Source organism: Mesorhizobium sp. M7A.F.Ca.CA.001.10.2.1, assembly GCF_003998575.1.
Classification (GTDB): Bacteria; Pseudomonadota; Alphaproteobacteria; order Rhizobiales; family Rhizobiaceae; genus Mesorhizobium.
The window spans coordinates 1-1,919 of record NZ_RZQY01000887.1; the positions used below are offsets into that span (position 1 = coordinate 1).

1 protein-coding gene and 2 pseudogenes are annotated in these 1,919 nt (G+C 65.1%); 1 reads left to right on the top strand and 2 read right to left on the bottom strand.

The features are described from left to right. Both EN964_RS33065 and EN964_RS33070 read right to left on the bottom strand, forming a co-directional pair. Positions 1-613: pseudogene (locus tag EN964_RS33065) on the bottom strand (carbohydrate kinase); the annotation flags it as partial. Further along, on the bottom strand, positions 610-1,386 hold the full coding sequence (locus EN964_RS33070; protein ID WP_127266683.1) for a DeoR/GlpR family DNA-binding transcription regulator: 777 nt from the start codon (positions 1,384-1,386) through the stop codon (positions 610-612). The pseudogene EN964_RS33065 and the gene EN964_RS33070, both read right to left, overlap by 4 nt. Positions 1,387-1,579: 193 nt before the next feature. On the opposite strand from EN964_RS33070, the pseudogene EN964_RS33075 reads away from it, so the two are divergent. Continuing rightward, positions 1,580-1,919 (top strand): annotated as a pseudogene (locus EN964_RS33075) (class II aldolase/adducin family protein); the annotation flags it as partial.

Consider the following 1,919-nt stretch of genomic DNA (forward strand, 5'->3'; position numbering starts at 1 on the left):
TAACAGTGCCGGCGCGCTCGAAGGCAGGCATCCGGTCACGCCAGCCCTGCGCGTCGACCAGCGAGGAAAAGTCTTGGCGGCGCGGCGCCCACAGATGCGAATGGCAGCCGAGATAGGACACTTCCGAGACCGCCCGCCCGCCAAGGCGCCAGCTCCAGTATTGCGGATAGCCGAGGATCGATTTCGACGCAGCGAACGCGTCCGGATCGACCTCCTGCAGCCACAGCATGTGGCGGCCGTAGTTGAAGCCGAGCGGCAGCCGCGGCGAGAACGTCTCGGAAAAGTCAGGAATGCGGCGATCGATCCGCGCGGCAATCTCGGCCGGCGGCTCTTGCTCGTAATCGAGGATCGGACGCGTCAGCGCCGCCTCGTCGACCAAGGCAAAGGTGCAGCCATGGCCCGACACCATCACCCCTTCCACTCCATGACCGTCGACCGCATCGGCAACGGCGCTGAGCGCCCAATGGTGGAGGGCCGCCTCGTCGAGCACGCTGAAGCCGTCTTGGCGCACCCATTTCGGCTGTGTCCGGCGCTCGTCGATGATCCGCCCGTCCTGGCCGAAGACGAACAGCTTCGAATTGGTCTTGCCGAAATCGAGGACAGCCACCTTCACTGGATGGCTCCCGAGGCTATCCGCACCATGACGCCGGCGTCTTCCAGCATGCGCGCATCTGCGTCGGAGAGGCCGTCGTCGGTGACCAGCGTGCCGATGCGCGAAAGCGGCAGCGCGACATTGCGCGCGTGGATCGACAGTTTGCGGCTATCGGCCAGCACCACGATCTGGTCGGCGCAGAGGCTGAGATCGACGATCGAGCGTACCAGCAGCGGGTGCGATTCCATCACGCCTTCCTGGCCAAGGCCTTGCGCGCCGAGAAAGAATTTGGAGGCGTAGAAAGGCACGGCCTGGGTGAGCGAATGGATGATGCCGGGCTCGCGATGCAGATCACCGCCGGCAACCGTCAGGCTGCAATGGCCGTGGTCGCTGAGATAGGCCGCCAGCGGCATCGAGTTGGTGTAGAGGCGGATGTTGCGCTCGGCGAGCTTGACCCCGAGATGGAAGCAGGTCGAGCCGCCATGCACGATAACGGCGTCGCCGTCACGCACCATGGTCGCCGCCAGAGCGGCGATCTGCCGCTTGGCCTCGACCGCAAGGTCGCGGTTCTCGTCATAGGGCCGGGCGTAGGCGACACCGGCCTGGGAAGCGCCGTCGAGTGCCGAGATGCCGCCATAGACCTTCCGTGCTTCGCCGGCCTCGTCGATCCGGTCGATGTCGCGCCTGACCGTCGCGGCCGAAACGCCAAGCCGTTCCTGCAGCTCACGCACCGAAGCGAACGGACGATCCCGCAGCAGTTCGACGATCTGACGCTGGCGGCCGGAGTCGCTCAATTCTTTCCTCCCGGATGCCATTTTCCATGGCAGTTGGCGCAACTTACTCAACATTAGCCAGATTGCAAGCGGGTTTTGATGATAGTAGATCACTATTGACGTAGATCACTCGTATCTGCGATATCAGCGCCAATTCGACCCCGGCAACGGGATTTCGCGCAGGACACGGCCGAGCCGTTGGAGGAAAAGCGCCATGGCGACCCAAGCTGATGCGCAGGAACTGGCGGCCTTGCGGGCGCTTTCGGCCAGCATCGGGCGGAGCCCGCATCTGACCCAGGCGGCAGGCGGCAACACCTCGCTGAAAGCCGGCGACACGCTGTGGATCAAGGCCTCCGGCACCTGGCTGAAGGACGCGCTCGTCGATGACATCATGGTGCCGGTGGCGATGGCGCCGCTGCTGAGAGCCGTCGAGCAGCGCGATCGCGCCGCCGACCAGCCGCAGGGTTTCACCATTGCAGCGCTCAACCCGCGCGGCCTGCGGCCGTCGATCGAGACCACGGTGCACGCCCTGATGCCGCAGCGCGTTGTTCTGC